Source organism: Tessaracoccus lapidicaptus, assembly GCF_001693815.1.
Lineage (GTDB): Bacteria > Actinomycetota > Actinomycetes > Propionibacteriales > Propionibacteriaceae > Arachnia > Arachnia lapidicapta.
The window spans coordinates 124,227-150,686 of sequence record NZ_MBQD01000022.1 but is presented as its reverse complement, the minus strand read 5'-3'; the positions used below and the strand labels follow the sequence as shown (position 1 = coordinate 150,686).

Genomic DNA, 26,460 nt, shown 5'->3' with positions numbered 1-26,460 from the left:
AAGATGGCCGGCATTCAAGAGGTGGCCCGCAAGGCGGGGGTCTCGCAGTCGACGGTGTCCTACGTGCTGAGCGGCCGGCGGCCGATCTCCGGCGCGACGCGCGAGAAGGTCCTCAAGGCCATCGAGGAGCTGAACTACCGCCCGCACGCCGGCGCACGCGCGCTCGCGTCGTCGAAGACCCACGTGCTGGGTCTGGTCTCGCCACTGCGCCCGGGCGTCAACGTCGACGTGATCATGCAGTTCGTCGCGGGCATCGCGACGCGGGCCCGCCACTACGAACACGACGTCCTCCTCGTCACGGAGCAGGACGCCAGCGGCATCGAGAGCGTGTCGCTGCGGTCCATGGTGGACGGGTTCATCGTCATGGACGTCGAGTCCCGCGACTCCCGCATTCCCACGCTCATGACGCTGCGGCAGCCGTCGGTGCTCATCGGGCTCCCCGAGGACCCCGGCACGCTCAGCTGCATCGACTTCGACTTCGAGGCGGCCGGCTCGCTGGCCATCCGCAGGCTGGCGAAGCACGGCCGGGTGGCGCTGCTGGGCTCGTCGCCCGAGGTCGTCAGCCGCGGCACGTCGTACGCGGTGCGGCTGGCGCGCGGGGCCGAGCGCGAGGCCGAGGCCCGCGGCATCGAGCTGCGCCGCCTGGCCGCCGACGACGACCCGGTGGCAGCCGCCCGCCTCATCGACGAGGTGATCGAGGCCGGGTACACCGGGCTGGTCGTGCACAACGAGTCCGCGCTGCCGGGCGTCATCCAGGCGCTGCTCCGCCGCGGGCCCGAGGTGACTGAGTCGGTGGAGATCGTCGCGATCGGCCCCAAGACGCTGCTGCTGGCACCGCTGTTGCACATGACCGTCATCGACATCCCCGGCACCACGATCGGATCGACCGCCGTCGACATGCTCATGGGGCTGGTCACCGGGGACGCGCTGCCGGAACGTCGACTGGTGGCGCCGCGCGTCGAGTGACCGCGCGCCGGGCCCACGGCCCGGGTGCGCTCCAGCAACCCCATGGTTCCCCTCCAGCCCGCTGCGCGGGGGTCTGACGACGGCGTCGATTCGGCGTCGAATCATTTCGACAAAGCTTAACCCATCCGGCCGGGGTCGGCGCAAGCCTGGATCCCGATCGCGCAGCCGGTCTGTTGCATTCAGGCGGGGTGGGGCATGATTGATCGTGACACCGCAGCGTCCCGGCATCGCCGCCGACACATCGAAAGGCTTCGACCTCATGGCCCATGACGCCCCCTCCCTCGAGGCACTCGTCGACGACCTCTTGGCGCGCCTCGGCGACGCCGAGTGCGTCGCCCTCCTCCACCAGGCCAACCCCGCCATGCCGGACCACGGCCTGGGCGCGTTCCACACGGGCGCCGAGGCGCTGCACGGCGTCGCCTGGCTCGGGACGGCGACGGTGTTCCCCCAGCCGGTCGGCATGGCCGCGGCCTGGGACGCCGACCTCCTGCGGGAGATCGGCGACGCCGTCGGCACCGAGTTGCGCGCCAAGCGCGCGGCCGACCCGGAGCGCGTCTCGCTCAACTGCTGGGCCCCCGTCGTCAACCCGCTGCGCCACCCGTTGTGGGGTCGCGGCGAGGAGGGCTCCTCGGAGGATCCGCACGTGACGGCGTGGTGCGGCGAGGCGTATGCAGCCGGGTTGCGGGGCGACGACGCGACCGTGTGGAAGACCGTGCCCACGCTCAAGCACCTGCTGGCCTACAACAACGAGACCGACCGGTGCACGTCGTCGTCCAGCCTGCCGCCGCGCGTGCTGCACGAATACGACCTTCCCCCGTTCCTCGGCCCCCTCGCCTCCGGCGCCGCTGGGGGCATCATGGCCGCCTACAACCTCGTCAACGGACGTCCCGCGCACACCTCGGCCGAGCTCTACGAGGCGGTGCGCGCGGCCCAACCGGACCTGCTCGCGGTCTCGGACGCCTACGCGCCGACCAACCTCACCGGCGCCGAGCGCGCGTACGCCACGGACGCGGAGTCGCACGCCGCGGCCATCAGGGCCGGGCTGGACTCGTTCACCGACCGCGACGCCGACTCCTCGCACACCGTCGCCGCGATCACCGCCGCGCTGGAGCAGGGCCTGCTCGACGTCGCGGACGTCCGCCGCGCGGCCCGCCGCGTGCTGCTGGCCCGCGCCCGCACCGGGGAGTTCACGCCCGACGCCGACCCGTACGCCCACATCACCGCCGACGACATCGACACCCCCGCCCACCGCGACCTCGCCCGGCGCGCCGCCACCGCCCAGGTGACCGTCCTGGAGAACCGTGGACTGCTGCCGCTGCGTGCCGGGTCGACGCTGGCGGTCGTCGGTCCGCTCGCCACCGTCGTCAAACACGACTGGTACTCCGGCACCCCGCCCTACATGGTCAGCGCAGCGGACGCGGCCGGGGAGGCGCACCCAGTCACGGCGCACGACGGAGCGGACCGGCTGCGGCTGCGTTCGCGCACCACCGGGTTGACGCTCACCCGTGCCGCCGACGGGGCGCTCGTCGCGGACCAGCCCGGCGACGACGTCGTCGCCGTCACCGACCGGGGCCACGACATGCTCACGCTCGCCGACGACGCCACCGGGCTGCTGTGGCGCGGCTCGGACGACGGCATGGTGCACGTCGACGCCACGCGGCCCGAGGGATGGGTCACCCACCAGGTGTTCGCCAGGCACGTGCACGACGACGGCTCCTGGTCGCTGCAACACCGCGGCAGCCGGCGCTGGGTTCGCGTGGAGGCGTGGGGCGGGCTGGCGAGCAGCACCGCCGAGGATCTCGCGGCGGCCGAGCGGTTCGACGTGGAGGTCGTGAGCTCGGGCGCCGAGGAGGTCGCCCGGGCCGCCGCGGGCGCCGACGCCGTGCTCATGGTGGTCGGCAACGACCCGCACATCAACGGCCGCGAGACCACGGACCGGCCGTCGCTGGACCTGCCGGACGCGCAGCGACGCCTCGTCGAGGCCGCACTCGCCGCCAACCCCGCCACCGCGCTGATCGTCATCTCGTCCTACCCGTACACGCTTGGCGACCTCGCGGACCGCGCGGGAGCCGTCGTCTGGTCCAGCCACGCGGGCCAAGAGCTGGGACACGCGCTGCTCGACGTGCTCGACGGCCGCGCCGAGCCTGCCGGCCGGCTCCCCCAGACCTGGTGGGCCGACGCCAAGCACGCGGGAGACCTGTTCGACTACGACATCATCGACGCCCGCATGACCTGGTGGTACAGCCCGCACACACCCCGCTACCCGCTCGGGCACGGGCTGACCTACGGCCGCGTCGAATACCGCGACATCAGCCTTCCCAACGGCCTGGCCGGCCCCGCGGTGGTCCGCGTGGCCAACGAGGGCGACCGGCCGGCGCACGAGCTGGTGCAGGTCTACGCGGCCAGCACCGACGACCGCATCGGCCGCCGGTTGCTCGGGCACCAGCGGGTGGTCCTCGCCCCGGGCGAGGAGGCGACAGTGCCGGTCGAGCTCCACCCCGCGCGACTCCGCACCTGGACCGCTGCCCGGGGTCTGGACCTCCCCGCCACGACGTGGCGGATCGTGGCGGCGTCGTCGGCCGGCATGGCAGGGCCGTCCCTGGAGCTGACGACCGCGCCCGCGACCCCCGACGCGCCCCTGCCCCTACCGCTCGTCGCCTGGCACGCCCCGGACTGGTCCGGGGTCGTGGGCGTCGCCGTCGACCACGTGCGCGGAACCGCGTACCGGGCCAGGTCCGGCGCGGGGCGGCTCGGCTGGCCGTCGGTGGAGCCGCTGCCGGCGCGGCTGGCGATGAGGCTGCGCGTGACGACAGGCCTCGGCGGAGACGTCGAAATCCGCTGTGGCGGCGCGAGCGTGCTCGGCACGCCGGAGCAGGAGCGTCGCGGTGAGTGGCACGACGTCGTCGTCGACTGTCCGGCGCCCGGGGCGACCTCCCTCGAGGTACGCCTGACCGGTACCGTCGAGCTCGCCGAGATCCGACAGGAGAACTGATGCACCACAACCTCACCCCCGCCATCCCCGGGTTCTACTCCGACCCGACGATGTGCGCCGGTCCGGACGCGGTCTACCTCGCCACCTCGTCGTTCGAGCTGTTCCCCGGCGCCCCCGTCTTCCGGTCCACCGACCTCGCGGCGTGGACGCAACTCGGCAACGTCGTGCACCGCACCGACCAGCTCGACCTCGCCACCTTCCGCCGCGCCTCCGCCGGCATCTACGGGTCGACCCTGCGGTACCGCGACGGCCGGTTCTGGTTCGCCACCACCAACATCGCGCAGGCCGGCGAGGGGCAGCTCATCTTCACGGCCGACGACGCCGCCGGGCCGTGGTCCGATCCCGTCGTGGTCCCGGGCACCGTCGGCATCGACCCCGACCTCGCGTGGGACGAGGACGACACCTGCTACCTCACCTGGTGCGCCTTCGACGACGGCATCGCGCAGGTGACCATCGATCCCGCGACCGGCGAGGTGCTCTCGGAGCGGCGTTCGCTGTGGTCCGGCACCGGCATGAAGGCCCCGGAGGGCCCGCACCTCTACCGCGTCGACGGCTGGTGGTACCTGCTGATCGCCGAGGGCGGCACCGAGCGCGGGCACTGCGTGTCCGTGGCACGGTCGAGGCGGCCCGACGGCGGCTTCGAGCCCCACCCGTCCAACCCGATCCTCACGCACCGCTCCACCGACCACCCGGTGCAGTCCGTGGGGCACGCGGACCTCCTCGAGTGGGACGGCCGCTGGTGGGCGTGCTACCACGGCACCCGCCCGCGCGGCTACACGCCCGAGTACCACGTGATCGGGCGCGAGACCATGCTGTGCCCCGTCGAATGGGTCGACGGGTGGCCCGTGTTCCGGGAGGACCTGGCCCCCGCCTTCGCGGCCGACACCGCGCTGGACGCCGACTTCACCGGCCCGCTGGGGCCCCGCTGGGTGTCGCCGCAGGGATCGCTCGACGGCGTGGCCGTCGACGGCGGGGCCCTGACGCTCAGCGCCGGCGGCGCCCCGGCGCGCCCCGTCGGCATCCGCGTCCAGGACCTGGCCTGGGAGTGTGAGGCGACGCTCGACGTCACCGCCGGCACGGCCCGCCTTCTGATCTACCTCGACGACGCCCACGTCTACGCCGTGGAGGCGGACCGCGACTCCGTCCGCGCCGTCGGACGCAGCGCCCCGTTCGAGCAGGAGTTCGGGCGCTGCGCCGTCGAGGACCCGGCGGCGGTCCGGCTCCGCGTCGCGGCCCACCCGGCCGCCGGCCTCATGATGTACGAGCCCTGCGGCCCCGACGTCGTCGACCTCGAGGCGTGGGCCGACGGCGGCTGGCGGCAGCTGGCGTCCCTGGACGGGCGCCACCTGTCGACGGAGATCGCCGGGGGGTTCACGGGCCGGTTGGTCGCGGTGCAGGCGGTCGTCGGGCGGCCCCGGGTGACGCACTTCGCCTACCGCCCGACGCAGAGCTGAGGGGTCGCGGTGCAGATCGATCCCGGGAGCAGGAACGTCCAGGGCATCACGACGCTGCTCGCCTTCATGGCGCTCAACGCCATCTACCTCGTCTCCTGCGTGCCGATCGTCACCATCGGCGTCGCGACCAGCGCGCTCTACGAGGTGACCATGCGCTACGCCGACGAGGAGCGCGGCAACCTGATCGCGGATTACTTCCGCGCGCTCCGCGCCAACCTCGGGCCCGCCACCGCCGTCTACCTCGTGTTGGCCGTGCCCGCGGCGCTGCTGGCGTTCGCCTCGGCGTTCTGGTTCTCCTTCGACAGCCCCGTCTCGGGCGGGGCCGGCTTCCTGGCCGCCATCGGGGCCGGCTATTTCTTCGCCGCCACCCTGTGGGGGCTGGCGCAGGTCGCCGCGTACCGCAACGCGCTCGGCCAGACGCTGAAGAACTCCCTGCTGCTGCCCGTTGCGCAGTCGATCCGGACGCTGGGGCTGCTGGCTGTCGTCGCGGGCTGTGTCGCGCTGACGGTCGTGGTGCCGGGCTTCGTGTACATCATGCTCACGCTGGGCTGCTCGCTGGCTGCCTACGGCATGGCGTTCATCTTCCGCGGCGCCTTCGCCCGCCACAGCTGAGCGAGGTGCCCGCAACTTTCTCGCTGTGGAGCTTCCTGCGTGCATATGCACGGAGGAAGCTCCTCAGCGAGAACATTGCAGGTCACTGCCCGGGTACACGTAGAGGGGGGTGTGCGGGATACCCCGCACACCCCCCACGAGTCCTGGATCAGGAGCGGGCCGCCGCCTCCTCGCGCAGCTCGTTCTGCGCCTTGGCGTTGGCCATGTCCACCTCGAGCACCTTGTCGTAGCCGAGGCCCTTGACGGTCTCCTGCATGCCCGCCAGCAGCGAGTCGAACTCAGCCTCGCTGGACGCAAACGACATCTTCCACGACTCCTGCACGATGATCGCCTTCACCTGGTTGCGCAGGGTCTCGATCTCCGAGCTGTCCGCAGGGGCGGTGAAGCTGGCGCCGGGCGCCACCATCAGCTTGTCGTTGTCGCGGAGGTAGTCCATCGTCGTGGGAGCGTCGCCCATCTTTGCGGACCAGTCCTCGTACAGCGGGTTCGACGTCGCCTCCTGGAACGTCTCCCACATCTTGTAGCTGAACGCAGCGCCCGTCTCAGGGTCGGTGTCGATCGGCAGCACCAGCGTGGTGTTGAGCCACGAGGCGCCGTCCTGATAGGTGCCGCCGCCCCACTCGGCGGGCACGTCGGCGCCGCCACCGGCCAGGGCCTTCATGCCGAACTCGGTGAGCTCGGGCTTGCCCTCGTCGTTCAGATCCCAGGTCAGGCCCTTGGGACCCGCGGCACCCATGGTCTGGCTGTTGTTGGAGTAGGTGCCCTCGGGCGAGTACAGCCAGTCGATGAACGCGGCGACGCGCTCGGGATCCTCGGCCTCGGACCCGACGGCCAGGACCTGCTTGCCGCCGAACGGCTCGGCGCCGTAGGAGAAGACCTTCAGGTCCTCGACGGGGGCGAGCATGAAGCCCTCACCCGCGGCCATGTTCTCGGTCGTGTTGAACGCCGACTGCCCCTGCCAGGGCCACCAGGAGAACAGCACCTGGCCGTTCTGGTACTTGGAGAACAGCGTGTCGTAGTTCTGCGTCGTCGACTCGGGGTCCAGCAGCCCCATCTGGTTGGCCTCGTAGAAGAACTTGAGGCTGCGCACGTACTGCGAGTCGTCGTCGATGATCGACTGGTAGTCCGAGCCGTCGGCCTTGGCGAGCACCATGCCGACCTCGTCGTAGCCGTAGAACGTCGTGGGCTGCTTGGCGTTGTTCATCATGTTGCCGTCCCAGTCCTTGAACAGCGAGAGGCCGTAGACCTTCTTGCCGTTCTCAGCGGTGGGATGGGCGTCCTGCATCTGCTTGAGGACCGGGAGGAGGTCCTCGAGCGTGCCGACCTCCGGGTAGCCGAGCTCCGCGTAGTAGTCCCAGCGGACGAACGGGCCGAAGGTGGGGTCGATGCCCTCGCTGGGATCGGTCGCCTTGAGCGACGACACCTGCGTCGGGAAGGCGTACGTCCCGTCCTTGCCCTCGTTGAGGCGGGTGATGGCCTCGTCGTACTTGGCGGCGTTGGACATCGCCGGGTAGTACTCGGAGACGTCGAGCAGCAGGCCACCGTCGACGAGTTCGTCGAGCTTCTTGCCCTTGTCGGTGACGATGAGGTCGCCCAGATCACCGGCCGCGACGCGCGTGTTGTACAGCGTGTCCCCGCCGCCCGCGACGTTCGGGGCGATGATGTTCAACTTCATGTTGAACTTGTCCTTGACGATCTTGGCGAACCAGCCGGGCTGCTCGCCCATGGCGTTAGCCAGGCCCGCGAAGACGTCGATGGTGATCTCCTCGGACCACTCCGACGGGAATTCCCCGTTGGCCGCCGCCGATGACGACGGCTGGGTTCCCTCCTGGTCCGGACCGCACCCGGCGAGCGCCGAGAGCGCTATCACGGGTGCGACCACGAATGCCGCTACCTTGCGAAACTGCATTGTTTTCCCTTTCTGAAAGCCGGGTGCCGGCCCGTCAGCCCTTGACGGCGCCGAGCATGATCCCCTTGACGAAGAACCGCTGGAAGAGTGGGTAGATGAAGATGATCGGCAGGACGACGATGACCGAGACGGTCATGCGGATCGACGTGGCGGTCTGCTGGGTTGCCGCGGAGGCGACGCTGCCGAGGTTGCCGCCCGCCTGCTGTGCGGCGGCCGCGAGGCTCGCGGCCTGGTTGATGAACATGTAGAGCAGGAACTGGAGCGTGTACAGGCTCTGGTCCGTGACGTAGATCAGCGTGTCCTGGAAGCTGTTCCACTGCGCGACGGCGGAGAAGATCGCCACGGTCGCGAGGATGGGGGTCATGTTGGGGAGCATGACGCGGAAGAAGATCTGGAAGATGTTGGCGCCGTCGACCTCGGCGGCCTCCTGCAGCGAGTCCGGCATGGACTCGACGTAGGTCTTGACGAGGATGATGTTGAAGGGCTGGACGATGAACGGGAGGATGTAGACCCAGAAGTTGTTGGTCAGCCCCAGGGTCTTCATGATGATGAAGACCGGGATGAGGCCCGCGTTGAAGTACATCGTCACGATGATCACGCGGTACCAGAACTGACGCTTCCAGAGCCGGGCCTGCGTGAACATGAAGCCGAGGAACGCCGAGGCCATGACGGTCGCGGCGGTGCCCAGCACCGTGCGGCCGATCGACACCAGCGCGGCCTGCGGCAACCCCGGCAGGTTGAACACCTGCACGTAGTTCTCGAGCTGGATGCCCATCGGCCACCAGCGGACGTCGCCGAGGGCGGAGATGTCGTTGGCGCTGATCGAGTTGATGATCAGGTAATAGAAGGGGTAGGCGCACAGCACCGCGAACGTCGCGAAGATGAGGTAGTTGACGGCCTTGAAGGCGTAGGACCCCTTCTCTTCCCGGATGCGGGTGAGGGGTTGGGCGAGGGTGGTCATGGGGGGCCTCCGCTCAGATCAGGGACGACCCGCGCACGCGCTTGGCGAGGGCGTTGACGGACAGGAGCAGGATCACCGAGATGATCGATTTCAGCATGCTGATCGCGGTGGCCATCGACAGGCTGTTGCCCGTGATGCCCACGTTGTAGACGTAGAGGTCCAGCACCTGGATGGTGTTGCGGTTGAACGCGTTCTGGAACACGTAGTACTGCTCCATGCCGTTGTTGAGCAGGTTGGCGATCGAGAGCAGCAGCAGCACGAAGTACGTGGGCATCAGCTGCGGCACGGTGATGTACCACATGGTCTGGAAGCGGCCCGCGCCGTCGACCTTGGCCGACTCGTAGAGCGACTGGTCGATGCCGGCGATGGCGGCCAGGTACATGATGGCGCCCCAGCCGAGGCCCTTCCAGATGCTCCAGAGCGTCATCGTGAGCCAGATGTTCTGGTCCGTGTCGAGGAACTTCATGGGGATCGTGATGAGCCCCGAGTCGAGCAGCACGGTGTTGACCAGGCCCGTCGTCGAGAACATCGAGAAGGCGATCATGTACACCAGCACCCAGGAGATGAAGTTCGGCAGGGTGGTGAGCGTCTGGATGATGTTCTTGAACCAGGTGGAGCGGATCTCGTTGAGGAACACGGCGAAGGCCAGTGGCAGCACCGACGTGGCGATGCCGAGGAAGCTCATGGCCAGGGTGTTCGTCATCACCTGGGCGATCTGGGACACCTGCGTCGGCGACCCGACCAGCAGTTCGAACCACTGCAGGCCCACGAACTCGCTGCCCGACAGGCCTCGCGCGGGGCGGTAGTCGTACAGGGAGTAGATCCAGCCGTAGAGCGGGAAGTAAGAGAACAGGAAGACCAGCACCAGGAACGGCAGGATGCTGAGGAACATGACGAACCCCGCGCGACGACGCCCTGCCACGGGGCGGGCGGGGCCCTCATCAGCCCGGCGGATCCGCCGTTTGGCCGAGGAGACGGCCTCGGGCTTCGGCGGCTGGATCGGCGCCGCGACCGTCACCGGCCGGCCCTTACTGAGCGGGGCGCCGCGGCGGCCTCGACGGCGGGCCGGGGGCCCCGTGCGGGTGCTGGGTCGTTCATCACTCTCTCTGCCTCCGTTGGCGAAGCGTTTCGATGACTGATGATAACCCGGGACGGGTCTCGTCGCAATAGGGCTTGTGGCTGAGCGCAGAAGCCTCGAAACGCAGCGACGGCGCCCGCTGAGCGGACGCCGTCGAAGGGGGAAGGACCCGGGTCAGCCCGGGAGCACCTGGTAGTCGACCGTGATCACGCCGGACGAGATGCCGCCGAGTTCGCTCATGGCACCGCGCGACAGGTCGAGGCAGCGGTCCGAGACGAAGGGGCCCCGGTCGTTGATGCGCACGGTCACGCTGCGCCCGTTGGCGCGGTTGACCACGCGCACCATGGTGTTGAACGGGAGCGTGCGGTGCGCCGCGGTGAGGCCGTCGGGGTTGTAGCGCTCGCCGTTGGCGGTCACCGACCCGTAGGAGTAGTAGGACGCCTTGCACGTCTGGACCGGGATCGACGACACGTCCGGCTCGGACGGGAAACCCGCGATGTTCGGGGTGCGCGGCGGGATGGCGGTGACCGGAGCGATGCCCGACGCCGTGAACTGCACGATGTTGTTGAAGACCTCGACGTCGTTGCGCTGGACGAAGCGCCCGTCCTGGTAGCTCATGACGTCCGCCGTCGCGTAGGAGCGGCAGCCGTTGCGCCCGGTGACTTCGGTGTCGCACTCCGTGCGCCACTGGCGACCGTCGGCGCCGGTCCACGAGCCGGTGCGGGCGAGCGGGTTGGTCCCCCACTGGGCGCGATCCGAGGGCAGGTAGGTCAGGTTGTTGAACACCCAGCCGTTGCGGGTGGTGAGGCTCCCGTACTCGCTGACGACCTTCGTGGCCCAGATCTCCGTGCGGCAGCGCACGACCGTGTCGGAATACATGTCGCACTCCGTCTGCCAGTAGCGGCCGTTGACGTAGTGCTGGCCCGGCTGCGTGTACGGGTTGGTGCTGGCGTGGGCGACGGTGGGCGCGACGGTGCCGAGCGTCACGGCGCCCAGGATGACCGCGAGGGTCACCATGAGGAAGCGCTTGAGCATGGGGTCGGGGTCCTTTCCGCGGAGCCGGGGAGCAGCGACCGTAACACCGAATTCCTGAGAATCCAAAGAGATTCTCAGCGAAATCTCTCAGGATCGGGCGGAACCTGCGTTGACTGGGCGCGATGCGCGATGAGCACGGAGTGAAACTGAGAAGTGACGGTTGAGGGTTTGGCCGCGTTCCCGCCACACGCGACCGGGCGGCGGCGCTAGCCTGAATCGTCGGCCGCACCGTCGCGGCCCCACGGATCGGCGAAGGAGCCCAGATGCGCATCGGCGTGCCGCGCGAAGTGAAGAACAGCGAGTTCCGGGTGGCCATCACCCCCGTCGGAGTCCATGAGCTGACGCAGCGCGGGCACCAGGTGCTCGTCGAGCGCGGCGCGGGGACGGGCTCGTCGTTCAGCGACGACGACTACCGCGCCGTCGGAGCCACCATCGTTGCCGACGCCGACACCGCATGGGGCGACGCCGAACTGGTCCTCAAGGTGAAGGAGCCTGTCGCCGAGGAGTACCACCGCCTGCGCGACGACCTCGTGCTGTTCACCTACCTGCACCTGGCCGCCGATGAGCCGCTCGTCGACGCGCTGCTGGCCGCCGGGACCACGGCCATCGCCTATGAGACGGTCCAGCTGTCGTCGGGGCTGCTTCCCCTGCTGTATCCGATGAGCGAGGTCGCGGGCTGCCTCGCGCCGCAGGTCGGGGCCCACGCGCTGATGAAGAACCAGGGCGGTCGCGGTGTCCTCCTCGGCGGCATCGGTGGGGTGGCGAACGCGAAGGTCGTGGTATTGGGGGCCGGTGTCGCGGGGCAGAACGCCGCGAATATCGCGCTCGGCATGGGCGCCGACGTCACCCTCCTCGACACCGACCTGCAGAAGCTGCGGATGAGCTTCTGGCGCTGGGACAACCGGGTGCACCAGATCGCGTCGTCGACGCTGGCGGTGCGCGAACAGGTGCTGGGAGCGGACCTCGTCATCGGCACCGTGCTGGTGCCGGGGGCGCGGGCGCCGAAGCTGGTCACCGACGACATGGTGGCATCGATGAAGCCCGGCTCGGTGCTGGTGGACGTGTCGATCGACCAGGGCGGCTGCTTCGAGTCGTCGCGGCCGACCACGCATGACAACCCCACGTTCGACGTGCAGGGCTCCACCTTCTACTGCGTCTCGAACATCCCCGGCGTGGTGCCGAACACGTCGACGTGGGCGCTGACGAACGCGACCCTGGCCTACGTCGAGGCGATCGCCGACCGCGGCTGGCGGGACGCGATGCGGGCCGACGAGTCCCTGGCCCGCGGCCTGTCCACGCATGGGGGCGCGCTGGTGTCGCGGCCGGTGGCCGAGGCGTTCGGGCGGGAGTGGGTCGACGCGGCGGATGTGCTCGAGAGTCCCGCCGGCTGACGGGTGGCCTGCACTTTTCTCGCTGTGGGGCTTCTCCTGTGCATATGCACGCAGGAAGCCCCACAGCGAGAAAAGTGCGGGTGACGCAGCGCTACGACAGGAAGGGCGCGACCGCAGCGGGCGGCCGGCCGATGATGGCCCGTTCCCGCACCCCGTCGTGTCTGATGAGCACCGGGCGCTGCGCGAGGGCCGGGTGAGCCGCCAACACCCGCGCGACCTGGTCCGCGCTCGCGACGTCGTCGTCGCTCAGGCCCAGTTCGTCGAACGTCTTGTCGCGGCGCACCAGCTCGCTGGGGTCGGCGTCGAGCACGTCGATGACCGCCAGCCAGCCGGCCTCGTCTAGCGGCTCCTTGAGGTAGTTGCGCACCTCGAGGTTGAGACCCGAGGCCTCGGCGGCCGCGAGGGCCGCCCGCGACGTCGAGCAGCGCGGGTTGTGCAGAACGGTCAGATCGGCCATGGATCTCCTCCTCGAGTAGGCGTCAGTCGGGGACGTTCTGGGTCAGCTCGGCCAGCCACGCCGTCGCCGAGGCGTCCGACGGCATCCGCCAGTCCCCCCGCGGCGACAGCGACCCGCCCGACAGCACCTTCGGTCCGTTGGGCATCGCCGAGCGCTTGAACTGGTGGGCGAAGAAGCGCCGCAGGAACACGCCCATCCAGCGCTTGATGGTGGGCAGGTCGTAGGCCGTGCGGTCGGCCTCGGGGTAGCCGGCGGGCCAAAGCCCGGCCTCGACGTCGCGCCACGCGTGATGCGCCATGAACGCGATCTTGCTGGGCCGGTACCCGCGACGCAGGATCCCGAACAGTGTGAAGTCGTGCAGGGCGTAGGGGCCGATGGAGTCCTCCGTCGACTGGGGCTTCTCCCCCTCCCCCACCGGGATGAGCTCGGGCGAGATCTCCGTGTTGAGGATCGACGCCAGCGTCTCGTTGACCCCGGCCTCCTCGAACTGTCCGCTCGAGATCACCCACCTGATGAGGTGCTGCATGAGCGTCTTCGGCACGCCGGCGTTGACGCCGTAGTGGCTCATCTGGTCCCCGACGCCGTACGTGCACCACCCGAGCGCCAGCTCGGACAGGTCGCCCGTGCCGAGCACGATGCCGCCGCGTTGGTTCGCGACCCGGAACAGGAAGTCGGTCCGGATCCCGGCCTGCACGTTCTCGAACGTCACGTCGTAGACCGGCTCCCCTCGCCCGGCCGGGTGCCCCAGATCCTTGAGCAGCTGGGTGGCCATGGCGGTGATGTCGACCGTCTCGAACGTCACCCCCAGCGCCTCGGCGAGGAGGGTCGCGTTGTTCTTCGTGTGGGCCGACGTGGCGAAACCCGGCAGCGTGAACGCCAGGATGTGGGTGCGCGGGAGCGCGAGCCGGTCGCAGGCCTTCGCCGCGACGATCAGCGCGTGCGTCGAGTCCAGCCCACCGCTGACGCCGATGACGATCTTGGGCGCCTTCGACGCGTCGCCCCCGCCGATGGCCTTCATGCGGCGCTCGAGCCCGGAGACCTGGATGTTGTACGCCTCGTAGCAGTCCTGGTGCAGCCGGGCGGGGTCGTCGGGGACGAACGGGAATCGGTCGTGCGGCCGGCGGAGCCCCAGGTCGCCCGACGGCGGGTCGACGGTGAACTCGACGATCCGCACGTCCGGGCCGAGACCCAGGGCTCGCCGGTTGTCGTCGAAGGACCCCTGGCGGATGCGTTCCTGGCGCAGCCGGTCGAGGTCGACGTCGACCACCGTGCGCTGCGCGCTGTGCGGGAACCGCTCGGTCTGGCCGAGCAGGTCGCCCATCTCGTAGACCATGGTCATGCCGTCCCACGACAGGTCCGTCGTCGATTCGCCGAAGCTCGCGGCCGCGTAGGCGTAGACCGAGTTGTGGCGGGCGCTCGCCGAGCGGGCCATGAGGTGGCGGTCCTCCGCGCGGCCGACGGTGATGGGTGAGGCCGACAGGTTCAGCTGCACCGTCGCCCCCGCGAGGGCGGCTTGGGCCGACGGCGGGATCGGCACCCACATGTCCTCGCAGACCTCGATGTGGACGGTCAGGCCGGGGAGGTCGGTGGCGTCGAGGAGCAGGTCGGTGCCGAAGGGGACCTCCCCGAACTCGGTGGGCCAGCCGGGCCGGACGATCGTGGCGGGGAGGCTGTCGTCGGCGCCGTCGGCGAACCAGCGCTTCTCGTAGAACTCGCGGTAGTTCGGCAGGTAGGCCTTCGGGACGACGGCGAGGACCTGCCCGCGGTGGATCGCGACCGCGCAGTTGTAGAGCCGGTTCCCGACCCGCAGCGGCGCGCCGACGACGACCAGAGGCAGCAGGTCTGCGGTGAGCTCGGCGAGGAGGGCGACGGCGTCATCGACGGCGTCGAGGAGGACGTCCTGGAGGAGAAGGTCGTCGATGGCGTACCCGGACAGGGACAGCTCGGGGAAGACCGCGACCGCCACGCCGTCGTCATGACAGGCCCTGACCTCGACGGCGATGGCGCGCGCGTTCGCGGCGGGGTCCGCGATGGTCACCGGGAGCGTGCAGGCCGCGATCCGCGCGAACCCGTGGCGGTACAGCGAGGAGAAGTCCATGCGGGTCAGTCTTGCACGCCGCAGTGGGCCTGCGCCCTGGTTCCCGACGTGGTTGCCGTGTCACTCTGGGGGGATGAAGGTCAAGGCATTCCTCCTCGTGGTCGCCATGCTCGCCGCGACACTCGTGCTCTCCTGGCAGCAGGCGCCCCGGGCCGCCGCGTGCAGCTGCGTCGCGATGACCCCCGCGGAGCAGGCGGAGATGGCCGACGTCGTCGCGCGCGGCACCGTCGTCGCCGTCGACCGGCCCGCCCGGCCGTCATCAAGCACCGACGACGCCACCTACACCGTCCAGCTGACCGAGGCCTGGAAGGGGGACCCGCCGGGCACCGTCGACGTGCTCACCGCGGTCGACGGCGCCAGTTGCGGCTGGGAGGGCATCGAGCAGGGGATGGAGATCATCCTGTTCGCGCAGGCCGACGGCGCCGCGTGGCGTTCCTCCCTGTGCGACGGCTCCGGCCCCGTCAACGCAGACTTTGTTGATGCCCTCACAGCTGCGCTGGGCGAGCCGACGGCGGTCGCCCCCTCGCCGGGAGACCCGGTCGCGCCCGGTCCCTCGGAGGTCGGCCTGGCCGCGGACCCGGCGCTGCTCGGGGGCGTGATGGCCGTGCTGGTCGCGGCCGGGATCGCGGTCTGGTTCGTCCGCCGGCGCTAGGCCGACGGCACCCCCGAGGGCCAGCGGGCCTTCAGCCATTCCCAGCCACGCCGCACCCGCGACATCAACACCCACGCCAACCCGATCATGATCACCAGCAGCACCGCAGCGACCACCGCCGCGGCCACCGGGAACAGCACCGCGAGCGTGGAGACGCCCACGACGCCCACGTCCCCCGCCACCGACGCCGCGACATTGGACACCGGCTCGGGCGACGTGTTGACCGCCAGCCGGATGCCCGCCTTGGACAGGTGGCTGAGCAGCGCGGTCACCCCGCCGACCGCCGCGAGCGAGATCGTGAGGAGGTCGCCCTGGGCGCCGGCGATGAGCGCACCGATGACGGCGCCGGCGATGGGGCGGATCACGGTCGACGGCACGTCCCAGAAGGAGTCGACGACGGGGATCTTGTCGGCAACCAGTTCCAGCAGCGCGAGGATCCCCATGACGACGAGGACGTCGGTGCGCATGAACCCCTCAGGCACGCCGCCCGTGCCGGCGTAGCGGCCGAGCAGCCCGAGGACGAACACCGTCGCGTACGCGTTGATGCCCGAGGCCCAGCCGGAGGCGAACGTCATGGGGAGGAGTTCCATGGCGCTCATTATGTCGGCTCAGTCGTCGGACGACGGCGGCTCCCAGTCGGGCGGCATCATCACGTGCAGCGCCTTGGGCTCCACCCGGACCGCGACCGACATCACCTCACCGAAGTGGTCGCCGTCGAGTTCGATCTCCTCGGGCTCGCGTAGCCACACCTCGATGCGCCTGCACTGCTGGTAGTTCAGCTCGCGGTCGTCGTTCTGCTTCTTCTTCCGCCCGCGGAAGAGCGCGTTGTCGACCAGCACCTTCCACGCCACGCGGACCCACCCGAAGCGTCCCTCGGGCACCACGGCCACGACGTCGAGCACCCCGTCGTCCACCGCGGCCTCCGGCATCAACAGCACGTTGTTGCCGATCGAACCGCAGTTGCCCACGAGCACGGTGTGGACCCGCGCACGGCGGGGCGGGTCGTCGTCGAGCCGGTACTGCAGCCGCATGCGGTGGTTGCGCTTGAGCGACTCGACGCCGGCCTTGACGTACGCGAGCATCCCGACCCGCTTCTTCAGCTCCTCGTCGGTGGTGGACATGATCTGGGCGTCCAGCCCCATGCCGGCCATGACGACGAACGCGTGCTCCTCGCGGGTCCCGTCGGCGCGCCGCCACTCGGCGACGGCGAGGTCGACCTCGCGCGCCACCCCGGCGAACGCCGTCGACACCGACTCGGGCAGGTTGTCCAGCGTCAACTCCAGGTTCCGGGCCAGGAGGTTGCCGGTGCCCTGCGGGCAGAGCCCCAGCGGCACGCCGGTGCCGTGCAGGCCCTCGGCCACTGCCCGGATGGTGCCGTCGCCGCCGACACCCAACACGACGTCGCACCCCTCTGACACGGCCTGCTTCGCCATCCCGACGCCGGGATCCTCCGCGGACGTCTCCAGCCACAGCGACGGCTCGTACCCGGCCTCCCGCTCGGCCGCCTCGACGACCTTCTCGAGGTGCCCGCGGTCGATCTTCGTCGGGTTGAACACGACGGCGGCGCGCCGCCCGCTGCCGGCGACCTGCCCGCCCACGCCCTGCTCGCTCATGGTCAGTCCTTCCACACCGGGATCTCTCGGGAGCCGTCGGGGATCGGCTGCTCCTGCCACACCACCACGGACCATGCGGCGACGGTGGTGCCGTCCGCCACGATCATGCCCTCACCCTCGGGCCAGTGGTTGCAGGCCGGTTCCGCGAACGTGGAGGTGTCGATGAGCCGGCGCCAGATGTGACCCTCCAGGGGCGGCGGGACCCTGAAGTCGATGTCGACGTCGGCCATGTTGATCATGACCCAGAAGTCATCGCCCGGGGAGTCGATCTGCACGGCGACCGCCCGGTCCCCCTCGCTCGGATAGCCGTCACCCGACGGCGTGTGGAACAGGTAGGACACGTCCTTGTCGTCGGCCACCATGTCGCCCCACCGCCGCTGCTGCAGCGCGTCGTGCCGCTGCCGGAGGTTGGCGAGGAAGGTGGCGAACCGGAACTGGCCGTTGACGTGCTCTGCGGTCTCGTAGACGCCGAGGTTGTCGTGGTAGGGCACGTCGATGCCCTCGGCCACCGGGACCCGCTGCGGCGCGTTGGTCGGGATCATGGCGTAGTTGTTGCGCATCGCCACGGAGTCCAGCGCCCACGGGTTGTTGTTGCCGTTCTGCGTGCGGCCGAACTCGTCGCCGGCCACGATCATCGGCACCCCGCGGGAGAAGAACAGGATGGTCCACAGGTTCCGCAGCCGCTGGCGACGCAGGGCCTGCGAGCCGCCCGAGTCCCACGACAGGTTGTCGTCGGATCCGCCGTCGGACGGGCCGAACGGCGGCTCCTGGTTGTTCTGCTTCTCCTGGTACGACACCAGGTCCGCCATGTTGAAGCCGTCGTGCGCCGTGATGAAGTTGATGGTCTTCTGCGCGCCGCCACTGTCGTGGAAGTGGTGGTAGTCGCCGTTGAACATGTCGGTGAACGCCACCGTGTTCGCGTCGCCCTTGGTGAAGCGGCGCACCGCGTCGCGGTAGCGGCCGTTCCACTCGCCCCAGCCGCGGGGGAAGTTGCCCACCTCGTAGCCCCACAGGTCCCAGGCCTCGGCGATGACCTCGATGCGCTCCTGCCGGGCGAACTCGGCGATGTCGACCAGCAGGGGGTGATCGGAGAAGAAGCGCTTCTGCCTGGCCCAGTCGTCGGGGTGCGCCTCGTCGGGGAGCCGGCCCAGCACGGTCGCGAGGTCGAAGCGGAAGCCGTCGACCTGCATGTCCTGCGTCCAGTAGCGCAGCGAGTCGAGCACCAGGTTCCGGGCCGCCTCCGAGGAGTAGTTGACCTGGTTCGACGTGCCGGTGGCGCCGTCGATCAGCCGCTTGTCCGACGTCATCTGGTAGTACTCGGCCGTGGCGAAGCCGCCGAGGCTGGTGAAGCCGGTGGTGTTGACGTCGCCGTTCCAGTTGCCGCCCTCGGCGGTGTGGTTGTAGACGACGTCGAGGTAGACCTGGAGCCCGGCGTCGTGGAACGCCGAGACCATCTCCTTGAACTCGCGGGTCGGTCCGCACCAGCTCTTGTCGGCGGCGTACTGCCGGTTGGGCGCGAAGAACGACAACGTCATGTAGCCCCAGGCGTTGGTGGCGCCCTCGCGGGCCGACTCGGAGGCGTTCTGTTCGTGCACGGGCAGCAGTTCGACGGTGGTGACGCCCAGCGCCTTGAGGTACGGCGCCATCATCCCGGCGCCCTTGTAGGTGCCCTGGAACTCCGGCGGGATGTCGACGACGCCCTCGAACCCGGGCTCGCGGCTCAGCAGCTCCGACAGCCGGGCCACGGACGGGTGGCCGGTCAGCTGCTCGACCTGCACCTCGTAGATGACGTTCTTCTCGCTGGGGATGCGCGGCTTGGGTGTCACCGGCGTGTAGTCGGCGATGAGGACGCCCTTGGGCGCGTAGGGCCCGGTGTCGATGTTGCGGCGGGGGACGCCGTCGACGATCTCCCCGCCGGTGCCGAACACGCCGTCGTTGACGCCGAAGTCATGCAGCTGGTCGGTGAAGACGTTATGCGTGACCTCGCGGGCATACGGGTCGAACAGGACCTTGTTGGGGTTGAAGCGGTTGCCGTGCTCGTCGAGGTCCGAGATGAACCCGAGGTCGGATCCGGGCTTCCATCCCTTGACGTAGGGCCAGTTGCGGCCCCAGGCACGAAAGCCGATCAGCGCCCCGAACTGGAGGCCCTGCAGCAGGGCGCGCCAGATGCCGTCGCGGCCCTTGGCGAGGAGGAATGTCTTGGTGGCCCGGGCGCCCAGCGCCTCGGGATAGATCTCGAGTTGGACCCTGGTGGCCGCCGGGGCGTACACCGCGAAGGTCACGCCCTCCGCGTGAGGGTGGGTGCCGAGCGGCCAGGTGGCCTTGGCCCAGGTGCGCCTGTCGAGCGCGATCACGCGTGTCATGGCGATGATTGTGTCACGGTGCACCAACACGGGCAGCCCTCCGCGGGCGGGCGGGCGCAGTTTTCGGATACCTGCGCCAACACCCCCAGTCAGGAGGATTCTGGTGCCATGACCAACCGCCCGAACCTGGTCCTCGCGGTCGTGGCCGGGCTGGTGGTGGCCCTGGCGGTGATCGCGGGCCTGCTCACTGCGACGCGGGAGCCGCCGGAACTGGACCCCGCCACCCCCGAGGGGACCGTGCAGCTGTTCGTGCTCGCCGTCATCGACGGCGACGACGAGGAGGCCGTCGACTACCTCGACCCCGCCCTCGGCTGCCGCGCGCCGCTGCCCGAGGTCTACCGCCCGAGCCGCATCAGCATGGCGGTCGCGGAGTCGACGGCCACCGGCCAGACCGCGCGCGTCGTCCTCGACGTCACGGAACAGGCCGGCGGGTTCCTCGACTCGTCGACGCACCGGGAAGTCTTCGACCTGCGCGCCGACGGCGACGGCTGGATCCTCACCGGCCACCCCTGGCCCATCTTCTCGTGTAAGTGAGGCGATCCGACATGTTCCAGGTGTTCAGTCTGGTCTTCACCCTGGCGCTGATCGTGGGGCTGATCGTGCTGGTCGTCGCCGCCGCACGACGGCGCGGGCCGGGCATCGACGCCCGCAGCGTCAGGCGCTTCTTCCAGTACGTCCTGCTCTTCGCGCTCGTGATGGTCGTCGCCATCGGGGTCGCGGAGCTGCTCGGGATGCTGCTCGGCGCCGACGTGCCCGAGTGGGTGGATCCCGACGCCGAGCTGGCCCGGGGACTGGCGTTCGTCTTCGTCGGCGGTCCCCTGCTGGCCGTGCTGGCGTGGGCCACCCGCCGCTCCCACCGCCTCGACCCCGCCGAACGCGATTCGGGTCTCTACATCGCCTACGTGACGCTGGCCGCACTGGTCGCGGCGTTCGTCGCGGCGACGGCCCTGCCGCAGGTGGGTTTCGCGGCCCTCGGCGACGGTGACCTCGACGCCGACGGCGTCGCGGTGGTGCTGACCTGGACCGCCGTGTGGGCCGTGCACTGGTGGCTCGCCAGACGCACGCTCGACGGCGACCGCAACACCCCTCACCTTCTGCTGGGCTCCGTGCTGGGGCTGGTCATGGGGGTCGCCGGGCTGGTCAACACGCTCGGTGGATCGCTGGATCTGCTCCTGGGGCTCGAGCGCTACGGCCGGCCGCTCGGGGTGCTGGGCGAGTCGCTCGGCGCGGTCCTGGCCGGCGGACTGCTGTGGGTCCGCTACTGGGCGACGGCGGCGATCCGGCTGCCCCGTCGGCCGCTCTGGCTGGCGGTCGTCCTCCCGCTGGGTGTCGGCGGTGGGCTCATCATGGCGCTGGTCGGCGGCAGCCGGCTGCTGTGGAGCGTGCTGGTGTGGTTCGTCGGTGACCGGCAGGGATCGTCGGCCACGCAGCACTTCGACAGCGCGGCGGTCGAGGCCGCGGCGGTCGTCGTCGGCCTGGTGGTGTGGTGGTACCACCGCACCGTCCTCGGCACCGCCGAGGGGCGAACCGAACCCCGCCGCGTGTACGAGTACCTCGTGGCCGGCATCGGTCTGGCCGCGGCCGCCGTCGGGGTGGGCACGGTGCTGGTGAGCCTCATCGAGGCGCTGACGCCCGGCGTGGACGTCGGCATGACGGTCATGAACACGCTGTTGGCCGCGGTGACCCTCCTCGTGGTGGGGGTGCCGGTGTGGTGGATCTTCTGGTCGCGGGTCCGGCGCGCGGCGGCCGTGTCGCCGGACTCTGAGCTGGTGTCGCCGACGCGCCGTGTCTACCTGGTGGTGCTGTTCGGGCTGGCCGGGATCGCCGCGGTGGTGGCGCTGATCGCCGTCGCGGTGATCGTGCTGCAGGACGTCGTCGCGGGGTCCGTCAGCGGGGTCACGCTGCGGTCGTCGCGTTACGGGCTGGGGACGCTGGTGGGCGCCGCCGCCGTCTCGGCGTACCACGGGGCGGTGTTCCGGCAGGATCGCGCGGCCGGCGCGACCGTGCGGGTGACCGGCCCCCGGAGCGTCGTGCTCGTGGGCGCCGTCGGGCCGGAGTTGGATCGGGAGCTGACGCGGGCGACGAGCTCGCGCGTCGAGGTGTGGGGCCGGCTGGATGCGGCCGCGGCCCCGTGGGATCTCGCGGGGTTGGCCGCGACCTTGGGCGAGTACCCGGGTGCGGATGTGGTCGTGGTCGCCGACGGTGGAGGCTACCGGGTGATCCCGGTGGACCTGTCGGGGCGTCGGGCGTTCGTCGCCCCCGCCGTGGCCGAGCCCGCCGTCGATGAGCCTGACACGCGGTCTGGCGAGGTGCGTTGAGCCTGACACGCGGTCTGGCTGAATGGTTTGAGCCTGCGGCAAGGCTCAACGCGCGAATTCGGTCTGATAGCGCTGACATCCTCGTCGATCCGTGGATCAGGCTCAACCACGGCCCCCGGACCGCGTGTCAGGCTCAACCACGGCCCCGGGACCGCGTGTCAGGCTCAATCCCCGAGCGCGACGGCCGGCGGGAGCAGCGCCAGCGGCACACCGACGGGGGTCAGTCGTCGTCGACCTCGCCGGCCAACGCCTTGGCCGCCAGGTTCTCCTCCTCCGCGACCTCCCAGACCTCCTTCGCCGCGCGCAGATTCAACGCGACGATGCCGAGGCCGAGGACGACGTCCGGCCAGCCGTTGCGCACCAGGGTCAGGGTCACCACGCCCATGACGATGATCCCGATGTTGATGATCACGTCGTTGCGGGCAGCCAGCCACGCGGCGCGCGTCATCGAGCCGCCGTGGTCGCGCTGCCGCAGCAAGAGCACAGCGCAGATGGTGTTGACGACGACGGCGCCTCCGGCGGTGAGGACCAGCGACAGCGGATCCGGCGCCTCCGGGTTCTGGAACTTCGCGATCGCCTGCCACAACGCGGCGACGGCGGGCACGAGGATCACCCCGGCCATCACCTTGCCGGCGACCGAGCGGTGCGCGAGCGGCCACCCCAGCGCGAGGAAGATCAGCAGGTTGACGGCCGTGTCCTCGAGGAAGTCGACGGAGTCCGCGAACAGCGACACCGACCCGATGGCCAGCGCCACGGCGTTCTCAACGAAGAAGTAGCCCAGGTTCAGCAGGGCGACGATGAGGACTGTGCGCTTCAGCGCGCGGACGCGGGTGGGGTCGATCTCGTGCACGGCGGACACGCTACCGTCCGGCCTCTTCCCCACCGACGACGGATCGCGTACGCTGGGATCACCCAAGAAAGGTCAGGACAAATGAGTCTCTCCATCGGGGTCATCGGCGCAGGAATCATGGGCGCCGATCACGCTCAGAATCTCCATCGGTTCATCTCCGGCGCCACCGTCGTCGCCATCGCTGATCCGGACAAAGCGCGCGCCGAAGCGGCCATCGCCGGCATCGCCGGCGCCCGCGTGTACGAGGATCCGCAGCAGCTGATCACGGCCGACGACGTGGCCGCCGTGGTCATCGCCTCGCCGGACTTCCTGCACGCCGACCAGGTGAAGGCCTGCCTCGACGCCGGCAAGCACGTCCTCGTCGAGAAGCCCCTCGCCTATGACTCCGCCACCTGCGGCGACGTCATCGCGCACCACCGCCGGACGGTGGGCGACGACGTGCCGCGCGTCGCCGTCGGCTTCATGCGCCGCTTCGACCCCGGCTACGTGCAGATGAAGGACGCGCTGCGCTCCCGCCGGCACGGTCGCCCGCTGATGATCCACTCCGTCGGCCGCGGCGTCACGTCCGGCCCCGGCGCCACCAACGAGAGCGTCGTGTTCAACTCCGCCATCCACGACCTCGACCTCATCCCGTGGCTGCTGGACGCCCCCATCACCGAGGTCGCCTGGCACGCGGGACACCCCAGCTCGACGGCCGTCGACCTCGCCGACCCGTTCCTCATCCTGGTGCGCACCGCCGACGGATCGCTCAGCACCGTCGAGGTCTTCCTCAATGCCCGCTACGGCTACGACATCCGGTGCGACGCGGTCTGCGAGACCGGGGTGCTGACCCTGGCTGAGCCCGCGAAACTGCTCGTCAACGCGGACCTGGCCACGTCGACGCCGCTGGCGGCCGACTGGCGGCCCCGGTTCGCCGACGCCTACCGCCTCGAGCTGCAGGAGTGGGTCGACGCCGTGCGCGCCGGACGCCCGTCGACGCTGGCCACCCTCGCGGACGCCGAGCGGGCCACGCTGGTCGGCGAGGCCGTCGTCGAGTCGATGTACTCGGGTGGGCGGTTCGTCGAGGTCGATCGGTGAGGCGGCTCCCCGAGCCGCGACCCGCCGGCGAGGTGCCCAGCCTGCGCTGGGGCATCCTCGGCACCGGCTGGATCGCCCACCAGTTCGTCTCCACTCTCCTCGCCAACACTGCCCAACGGGTGGTCGCGGTGGGGTCGCGCACGATGGGGCGGTCGCGGGAGTTCGCCGACCAGTTCGGCATCGATGCGGCCTTCGGGTCCTACGAGGACCTGGTCGCGGCGGATGTCGACGTCGTCTACGTCGCCACCGGTCACCTGGACCACCTGGAGCACGCGCGGCTCGCGCTCGAGGCCGGGAAGGCGGTCCTGGTCGAGAAGCCGATGACCCCGCGGCTGGCGGACACCGCCGCGCTCGTCGAGCTGGCCCGCACCCGCGGCCTGTTCTGCATGGAGGCGCTGTGGACGCTTGCCCTGCCGCGCTACGACGTCGTGCGTCAGGTCCTCGACTCCGGCCTGCTGGGCACCATCGAGTCCGTGTCCGCGGAGATGGGCGAGTACCTCGTCGACCACCACCGCGCCATGGACCCGGCGCAGGCCGGCGGCGCGATGAACGACCTGGGCACCTACCCGCTCATGTTCGTGGACTGGGTGCTCCCCGGCCTCGACGTCGTCGCGGCCACCGGGCAGCGCCACGCCACGGGCTCCGTCGGCCAGTTCGCCGCCCTCCTCACCGACGACGCCGCGCGGCAGGTGACGGTGCACGCGTCGATGGTCGCCGACACCCCCACCACCGCCGTCATCGCGGGCTCGGACGCGACGCTGGTCCTCGACGGGCCGTTCTACCACCCGGGCCCCGTCGAGGTGCGGTTCCGCGACGGCGAGGTCCTGCGCTGGGAGGAGGAGCGCGTCGCGCACGTGGGCCTGTTCCACGAGGCGGTCGAGGTGGCGCGCTGCATCGGCGCCGGCCTGACCGAGTCCCCCCTCCGGCCGTTGGACGCCACCCTGAGCACCATCGCGTTGATGGAGCGGGCCCGCGATCTCATGGGCGACCCGCTCCCCTGACGCCTAGGCTTGGGTGCCATGTACCGACACGTGTTCTGGGACATGGGGGGCACCCTCGTCGACACCTACCCGCAGCTCGACCGTGCGCTGGCTGCGGTCGTCGCCGATCACGGCGGCTCGGTCGACGTCCACGAGGTGTCGCGGCTGACGCGGGTGTCGACGGGGCACGCCGTTGCGCACCTCTCTGCACGCTTCGGCGTACCGGAGGCCGCGTTCGAAGCCGCGGAGGAGGCGCTGAAGGCCCGCTGGCGGGCCACCCCGGCCCCCGCGATGCCCGGCGCCGCAGCCCTGCTGCACGACGTGCGCGCTGCCGGCGGCCTCAACCTCGTCGTGACGCATCGCGACCGCACCAGCGCCGAGTCCCTGCTCACCGGGATCGGCCTGGAGGTCGACGACCTGATCTCCACCGCCGACGGCTATCCGCGCAAGCCGGACCCGGCGATGTACCGCGCGATGCTGGAGCGGCACGGCCTCGATCCCGCCCAGTGCCTGGCGGTCGGTGACCGCCCCATCGACGCCGAGGCGGCCGCCGGCGCGGGGCTCGCCACCGCGACGCTGGAGTCGCCCGAGGCCCCCGTCGACGACGAGGCGGACCACTCCGTCGCAACCCTCGACGAGCTCCGTCCGCTGCTCGGGCTCGCACCAGCCCGGTAGTTGAAGCTTGGATTACCCTCGGCAGGGCGCGTAGACTGTCCGCCGTGAACCACCGACTTCTTCTCGTCCACGCCCACCCCGACGACGAGTCCAGCCAGTCCGTCGCCACCATGGCGCGCTACCTGGACGAGGGCGGCCAGGTCACGCTCGTGACCTGCACCCTGGGCGAGCTGGGCGAGATCATGCTCCCCGAGTGGCAGCACTACACGCCTGCCGAGCTCGGCCAACACCGCATGTCGGAGATCGACGAGGCCCTCCGCGAGGTGGGGGTCAACGACCACGTGTACCTCGGCGGGCCGGGCCGCTACCACGACTCCGGCATGACCACCGGGCCCGACGGCCGCGCGGCCGTCCCCGACACCATGCCGGACAACGCGTTCTGGCGAGCCGACCTCCTCGAGGCCGCGGACCACCTGGTGGAGGTCATCCGGGACCGCCGGCCACAGGTCGCCGTCACCTACGACCCGCACGGCAACTACGGCCACCCCGACCACATCCAGGCGCACCGGGTGCTGATGTACGCCAGCGTGCTCGCAGCGTCGCCGTCGCACCGGCCGGACCTCGGCGCGCCGTGGCGCATCCAGCGGATCGTGTGGAACACGCACAACACGCAGCGCTGGGTGGAGGCCTACGCCATCGCCAAGGAGCGCGGACTCGAGCTGTGGCCCGAGGAGGAGCGCGGCGCCGACAGTTTCGGCCCTGACCCCGCTCAGATCGTCGCGGTGATCGAGACGGCACCCTGGCTCGGGGTGTGCCGACGGGCGCTGGGCGCGCACCGCAGCCAGGTCGACATCGAGCATCCATTCTGGCAGTTCTACCGGATCATGCAGGAGTTGCCGGGCTCCGGCGAGGCCTACCTGCTGGGGGCAGGGGAGCCGTTCCCCGAGAGCGACGCGCCCGCGACCTGCCTGTTCGCCGGCCTGGACGACGAGGCCGCCGCCTGCTGATCGGTCGGCCACCGGCCTCTAGAGTGGACGGC

Annotated in this window: 22 protein-coding genes; 12 read left to right on the top strand and 10 right to left on the bottom strand. The window is 70.4% G+C overall.

Translation table 11 applies throughout. The features are described from left to right. Positions 1-3 precede the first annotated feature (3 nt). From BCR15_RS09140 to BCR15_RS09125, 4 genes are all read left to right on the top strand, one after another. Complete coding sequence (locus BCR15_RS09140) at positions 4-966, top strand: LacI family DNA-binding transcriptional regulator (protein ID WP_068751891.1); 963 nt, start codon at positions 4-6, stop codon at positions 964-966. A 205-nt stretch (positions 967-1,171) separates the two neighbouring features. Then, a complete protein-coding gene (locus BCR15_RS09135; RefSeq protein WP_068751890.1) occupies positions 1,172-3,958 on the top strand; it encodes a glycoside hydrolase family 3 protein in 2,787 nt (928 codons plus the stop codon). Continuing rightward, complete coding sequence (locus BCR15_RS09130; RefSeq protein ID WP_068751889.1) at positions 3,958-5,412, top strand: glycoside hydrolase family 43 protein; 1,455 nt, start codon at positions 3,958-3,960, stop codon at positions 5,410-5,412. The genes BCR15_RS09135 and BCR15_RS09130 overlap by 1 nt, the downstream gene beginning before the upstream one ends. A 9-nt stretch (positions 5,413-5,421) precedes the next feature. Then, on the top strand, positions 5,422-6,024 hold the full coding sequence (locus tag BCR15_RS09125; RefSeq protein WP_068751888.1) for a DUF624 domain-containing protein: 603 nt from the start codon (positions 5,422-5,424) through the stop codon (positions 6,022-6,024). Between the two features lie 148 nt (positions 6,025-6,172). On the opposite strand, the gene BCR15_RS09120 is transcribed toward BCR15_RS09125, so the two are convergent. The 4 genes from BCR15_RS09120 to BCR15_RS15090 form a co-directional block, all read right to left on the bottom strand. Further along, positions 6,173-7,933: a type 2 periplasmic-binding domain-containing protein gene (locus tag BCR15_RS09120; RefSeq protein WP_068751887.1), complete on the bottom strand. Its 1,761-nt coding sequence runs from the start codon at positions 7,931-7,933 to the stop codon at positions 6,173-6,175. A gap of 34 nt (positions 7,934-7,967) precedes the next feature. Continuing rightward, positions 7,968-8,894: a carbohydrate ABC transporter permease gene (locus BCR15_RS09115; protein WP_068751886.1), complete on the bottom strand. Its 927-nt coding sequence runs from the start codon at positions 8,892-8,894 to the stop codon at positions 7,968-7,970. Between the two features lie 13 nt (positions 8,895-8,907). Continuing rightward, complete coding sequence (locus tag BCR15_RS09110; protein ID WP_197971735.1) at positions 8,908-9,912, bottom strand: ABC transporter permease subunit; 1,005 nt, start codon at positions 9,910-9,912, stop codon at positions 8,908-8,910. 234 nt (positions 9,913-10,146) lie between these two features. Continuing rightward, positions 10,147-11,007, bottom strand: a complete 861-nt coding sequence (locus tag BCR15_RS15090) for a septal ring lytic transglycosylase RlpA family protein (RefSeq protein ID WP_068751885.1) — start codon at positions 11,005-11,007, stop codon at positions 10,147-10,149. Positions 11,008-11,270: 263 nt separating this feature from the next. On the opposite strand from BCR15_RS15090, the gene ald reads away from it, so the two are divergent. After that, entirely contained in the window at positions 11,271-12,398 is a 1,128-nt protein-coding gene (gene ald / locus BCR15_RS09100; RefSeq protein ID WP_068751884.1) for an alanine dehydrogenase, read from the top strand. A gap of 91 nt (positions 12,399-12,489) precedes the next feature. Here ald and BCR15_RS09095 read toward each other — a convergent pair whose 3' ends face one another. Further along, positions 12,490-12,855: an ArsC/Spx/MgsR family protein gene (locus tag BCR15_RS09095; RefSeq protein WP_068751883.1), complete on the bottom strand. Its 366-nt coding sequence runs from the start codon at positions 12,853-12,855 to the stop codon at positions 12,490-12,492. 22 nt (positions 12,856-12,877) lie between these two features. Then, positions 12,878-14,953 carry an NAD(+) synthase gene (locus tag BCR15_RS09090; protein ID WP_068751882.1) on the bottom strand — a complete coding sequence of 692 codons (2,076 nt, stop codon included), beginning with the start codon at positions 14,951-14,953 and terminating at the stop codon, positions 12,878-12,880. Positions 14,954-15,026: 73 nt separating this feature from the next. Between BCR15_RS09090 and BCR15_RS09085 the strand changes: the two genes are divergently transcribed. Then, a complete protein-coding gene (locus BCR15_RS09085) occupies positions 15,027-15,605 on the top strand; it encodes a hypothetical protein (RefSeq protein ID WP_068751881.1) in 579 nt (192 codons plus the stop codon). On the opposite strand, the gene BCR15_RS09080 is transcribed toward BCR15_RS09085, so the two are convergent. Genes BCR15_RS09080 through BCR15_RS09070 form a run of 3 tightly spaced genes read right to left on the bottom strand, consistent with a single transcriptional unit; the run spans position 15,602 to position 19,581 of the window. Further along, a complete protein-coding gene (locus BCR15_RS09080) occupies positions 15,602-16,195 on the bottom strand; it encodes a DUF4126 domain-containing protein (RefSeq protein WP_068751880.1) in 594 nt (197 codons plus the stop codon). The two genes, BCR15_RS09085 and BCR15_RS09080, sit on opposite strands and share 4 nt — an antisense overlap. An 18-nt stretch (positions 16,196-16,213) precedes the next feature. After that, positions 16,214-17,218 carry a diacylglycerol/lipid kinase family protein gene (locus BCR15_RS09075; protein ID WP_078919956.1) on the bottom strand — a complete coding sequence of 335 codons (1,005 nt, stop codon included), beginning with the start codon at positions 17,216-17,218 and terminating at the stop codon, positions 16,214-16,216. Positions 17,219-17,220: 2 nt separating this feature from the next. After that, positions 17,221-19,581, bottom strand: coding sequence for a glycogen debranching protein (locus tag BCR15_RS09070; protein WP_068751879.1), 2,361 nt, complete (start codon positions 19,579-19,581; stop codon positions 17,221-17,223). A gap of 108 nt (positions 19,582-19,689) precedes the next feature. On the opposite strand from BCR15_RS09070, the gene BCR15_RS09065 reads away from it, so the two are divergent. Then, complete coding sequence (locus BCR15_RS09065; protein ID WP_068751878.1) at positions 19,690-20,115, top strand: hypothetical protein; 426 nt, start codon at positions 19,690-19,692, stop codon at positions 20,113-20,115. 11 nt (positions 20,116-20,126) lie between these two features. Further along, on the top strand, positions 20,127-21,899 hold the full coding sequence (locus BCR15_RS09060; protein ID WP_068751877.1) for a DUF5671 domain-containing protein: 1,773 nt from the start codon (positions 20,127-20,129) through the stop codon (positions 21,897-21,899). Positions 21,900-22,119: 220 nt separating this feature from the next. On the opposite strand, the gene BCR15_RS09055 is transcribed toward BCR15_RS09060, so the two are convergent. Next, positions 22,120-22,749 carry a cation efflux transmembrane domain-containing protein gene (locus tag BCR15_RS09055; protein WP_228383362.1) on the bottom strand — a complete coding sequence of 210 codons (630 nt, stop codon included), beginning with the start codon at positions 22,747-22,749 and terminating at the stop codon, positions 22,120-22,122. A gap of 81 nt (positions 22,750-22,830) precedes the next feature. On the opposite strand from BCR15_RS09055, the gene BCR15_RS09050 reads away from it, so the two are divergent. From BCR15_RS09050 to mshB, 4 genes are read left to right on the top strand one after another with little or no spacing between them, the layout of a single operon-like run. Then, positions 22,831-23,826, top strand: a complete 996-nt coding sequence (locus BCR15_RS09050) for a Gfo/Idh/MocA family oxidoreductase (RefSeq protein ID WP_068751876.1) — start codon at positions 22,831-22,833, stop codon at positions 23,824-23,826. Then, entirely contained in the window at positions 23,823-24,827 is a 1,005-nt protein-coding gene (locus BCR15_RS09045) for a Gfo/Idh/MocA family protein (RefSeq protein ID WP_068751875.1), read from the top strand. The genes BCR15_RS09050 and BCR15_RS09045 overlap by 4 nt, the downstream gene beginning before the upstream one ends. An 18-nt stretch (positions 24,828-24,845) precedes the next feature. Further along, positions 24,846-25,481 carry an HAD-IA family hydrolase gene (locus tag BCR15_RS09040; protein WP_068751874.1) on the top strand — a complete coding sequence of 212 codons (636 nt, stop codon included), beginning with the start codon at positions 24,846-24,848 and terminating at the stop codon, positions 25,479-25,481. Between the two features lie 44 nt (positions 25,482-25,525). Then, positions 25,526-26,428, top strand: coding sequence for an N-acetyl-1-D-myo-inositol-2-amino-2-deoxy-alpha-D-glucopyranoside deacetylase (gene mshB, locus BCR15_RS09035; RefSeq protein WP_197971734.1), 903 nt, complete (start codon positions 25,526-25,528; stop codon positions 26,426-26,428). The last annotated feature ends 32 nt before the right edge of the window (positions 26,429-26,460 follow it).

Bases quoted from the DNA above. Each gene is read 5' to 3' on its own strand.
- BCR15_RS09140 (WP_068751891.1), top strand. From the start codon at position 4: ATGGCCGGCATTCAAGAGGTGGCCCGCAAGGCGGGGGTCTCGCAGTCG.
- BCR15_RS09130 (WP_068751889.1), top strand. From the start codon at position 3,958: ATGCACCACAACCTCACCCCCGCCATCCCCGGGTTCTACTCCGACCCG.
- BCR15_RS09120 (WP_068751887.1), bottom strand. From the start codon at position 7,933: ATGCAGTTTCGCAAGGTAGCGGCATTCGTGGTCGCACCCGTGATAGCG.
- BCR15_RS09115 (WP_068751886.1), bottom strand. From the start codon at position 8,894: ATGACCACCCTCGCCCAACCCCTCACCCGCATCCGGGAAGAGAAGGGG.
- BCR15_RS15090 (WP_068751885.1), bottom strand. From the start codon at position 11,007: ATGCTCAAGCGCTTCCTCATGGTGACCCTCGCGGTCATCCTGGGCGCC.
- ald (WP_068751884.1), top strand. From the start codon at position 11,271: ATGCGCATCGGCGTGCCGCGCGAAGTGAAGAACAGCGAGTTCCGGGTG.
- BCR15_RS09095 (WP_068751883.1), bottom strand. From the start codon at position 12,855: ATGGCCGATCTGACCGTTCTGCACAACCCGCGCTGCTCGACGTCGCGG.
- BCR15_RS09090 (WP_068751882.1), bottom strand. From the start codon at position 14,953: ATGGACTTCTCCTCGCTGTACCGCCACGGGTTCGCGCGGATCGCGGCC.
- BCR15_RS09085 (WP_068751881.1), top strand. From the start codon at position 15,027: ATGAAGGTCAAGGCATTCCTCCTCGTGGTCGCCATGCTCGCCGCGACA.
- BCR15_RS09080 (WP_068751880.1), bottom strand. From the start codon at position 16,195: ATGGAACTCCTCCCCATGACGTTCGCCTCCGGCTGGGCCTCGGGCATC.
- BCR15_RS09075 (WP_078919956.1), bottom strand. From the start codon at position 17,218: ATGAGCGAGCAGGGCGTGGGCGGGCAGGTCGCCGGCAGCGGGCGGCGC.
- BCR15_RS09070 (WP_068751879.1), bottom strand. From the start codon at position 19,581: ATGACACGCGTGATCGCGCTCGACAGGCGCACCTGGGCCAAGGCCACC.
- BCR15_RS09065 (WP_068751878.1), top strand. From the start codon at position 19,690: ATGACCAACCGCCCGAACCTGGTCCTCGCGGTCGTGGCCGGGCTGGTG.
- BCR15_RS09060 (WP_068751877.1), top strand. From the start codon at position 20,127: ATGTTCCAGGTGTTCAGTCTGGTCTTCACCCTGGCGCTGATCGTGGGG.
- BCR15_RS09050 (WP_068751876.1), top strand. From the start codon at position 22,831: ATGAGTCTCTCCATCGGGGTCATCGGCGCAGGAATCATGGGCGCCGAT.
- BCR15_RS09040 (WP_068751874.1), top strand. From the start codon at position 24,846: ATGTACCGACACGTGTTCTGGGACATGGGGGGCACCCTCGTCGACACC.